The organism is Stenotrophomonas sp. 2YAF22 (assembly GCF_052114665.1).
Lineage (GTDB): Bacteria > Pseudomonadota > Gammaproteobacteria > Xanthomonadales > Xanthomonadaceae > Stenotrophomonas > Stenotrophomonas indicatrix.
Window position 1 is genome coordinate 1 of record NZ_JBFRFE010000724.1, and the last position, 1,933, is coordinate 1,933.

Sequence of the window (1,933 nt, forward strand, 5' to 3'; positions counted from 1 at the left end):
GCGCACGGCGATTGCACTGTCCGCATCCAGCACGGCACGGCTGCCATCAGGCAGCTGCACGCTCTGCACGACATGCGTGCTGCGGTGATCGGCCTGCAGGCGCAACCACGCTTCCGGCCAGGCCACCAGCATCACCAGCGCGGCCGTGGCCGCCATTGCCCAGCGCAGGCGATGTGGTCTGCGTCGCTCGACGGTCGCAGCCTGCGGGCGTGGGCCCACGCTGCGCCACAGCGCGCGCTCGTGCTCGAAGGCCCGACGGTGTCCCGGCAGTTGCAGCCAGTGCTCGAACTCGTGCATGCGCGCATCGCAGATATCACCTGATGCCAGCCATGCGATCCAGCCCTGAGCCTGTTCGGCCAGGGCATCGTCATTGGCGGCGGGCAGCATGTTCGGCGGGCTCATTGGCTGGCAGACAGGCGCATTCAAGCGCGGGCGGGGGAACTAGACCGCATCCGCGGTCCAGTAATCAAGACGTTTCAGCGAAGCTCATCCCCAAGTCCGGGCGATCATCGACCAGTGCGCGCCCAAGCCAGGCGTTGCAGCGCGCCACGCACATGGTTCTCGACCGTGGTTATCGATACGCCAAGGCGGCGCGCGATCTCGGCCTGGGTCAGGCCCTGCAGGCGATTGAGATGGAAGATGGTGCGGGTCGGCTCCGGCAGGTGCCCCGCCGCGTCAAGCACGCGCTGCAGTTCGTCCTGTGCCATCGCTTGTTCCTCGGTCGAAATCACCTCGTCCGGCCCCCACAGGTAGTGATCGGCCAGCAGACGGTTGCGCCGGGTCGACTCGCGGCCGTGGTCCGTGGCCAGATTGGTCGCCAGCCGAAACAGGTAGGCACGCGGGTTGTCGATGGCCTGACTGTCGTCGACCCCGCGGGCCTTGAACCACACCGCCTGGATCACATCCTCGGCACCATTGTCGCCGCCGAGGATGCGTTGCACCCGGCGCAGCAGTGCCGGCCGCTCGCGGATCAGCAGTTCGGTGAGAGAGGCGGCATTGGAGGACATGCGCGGAACCGGGACGACAGACGGAAGGCGCCGCGGATGCTACTCCGTTAATGAGAATCAGTCACGTTCTCATCAATGAATGCATTCGGTCAGGCCATCATAGGTACTCCGCGAGGTACCGGGCAGCGGGTCATGCAGCGGGTTGCGGGCGGCGAGCGCGGTGTGGAAGGCCTCCACCGGAGTACTCGGCTCCAGCGGAAGGCGGCACAACCAGGTCGGCTGCCGGGCCTCCACTGTGCCGTCATTCCGGGAGACGTCCAGATCGCTGGCGGCAAACGCCCACAGGCATTCGTGGACGGTGCCGCGTACCGCATCCACCGAACAGCGAAGGCGCAGGGCACGGATATCGCTGTACTCGCCCTCGCAGAAGGTGTCGCCGCAGATCGCGTCGAAGCCATGCTGCAGACGGCCCTCCAGGGCAAAGAAGCGGTCCCAGTTGGCTTCCTTATGCGGGTAGTCGATCAGATCGACGTAGGGGAAGGCCTGGGCCGAAGGCGCGGCCAGCAACGCACAGAACAGGCCAAATGGCAGGGCGAACACGTTCATGCGGGGACTCCTCGGGAAGGTGCGTCCAGCCTGCCGGGCTGGACGCGCCGCCCCCATCGGTGAACCCCGGCCGACGGCGTGGGCCCCTGCCGCGCCGTGCCGTCAGCCCCCCACCCTGCACAGCGACCGGCAAAGGCATAAAATGGAGAGCTATCCGTCTACATCCCCCACCTGGAGCACACCATGGGTCTGGAACTCGTCTCGCCCGGCAAGAACCCGCCGGAAGAAATCAACGTCATCATCGAGATCCCGAAGGATTCCGAGCCGGTGAAGTACGAAGTGGACAAGGAAACCGGCGCGATCTTCGTCGACCGCATCCTTTCCACCCCGATGCGCTACCCCTGCAACTACGGCTACGTGCCGAGCACCCTGTGCGGCGA

The 1,933-nt window shown here is 66.1% G+C and carries 3 protein-coding genes and 1 pseudogene; 1 reads left to right on the forward strand and 3 read right to left on the reverse strand.

All coding sequences use genetic code 11. The features are described 5' to 3' along the window. The 3 genes and pseudogenes from AB4Y84_RS20405 to AB4Y84_RS20415 form a co-directional block, all read right to left on the reverse strand. Positions 1 to 402: pseudogene (locus AB4Y84_RS20405) on the reverse strand (iron dicitrate transport regulator FecR); the annotation flags it as partial. Between the two features lie 104 nt (positions 403 to 506). Next, entirely contained in the window at positions 507 to 1,007 is a 501-nt protein-coding gene (locus tag AB4Y84_RS20410; protein WP_312107180.1) for an RNA polymerase sigma factor, read from the reverse strand. A 72-nt stretch (positions 1,008 to 1,079) separates the two neighbouring features. Next, on the reverse strand, positions 1,080 to 1,553 hold the full coding sequence (locus AB4Y84_RS20415) for a hypothetical protein (RefSeq protein WP_442244453.1): 474 nt from the start codon (positions 1,551 to 1,553) through the stop codon (positions 1,080 to 1,082). A gap of 183 nt (positions 1,554 to 1,736) precedes the next feature. Here AB4Y84_RS20415 and AB4Y84_RS20420 point away from each other — a divergent pair. After that, positions 1,737 to 1,933: inorganic diphosphatase (locus AB4Y84_RS20420; protein ID WP_442250791.1), on the forward strand; the 197-nt coding region annotated here is incomplete at its 3' end.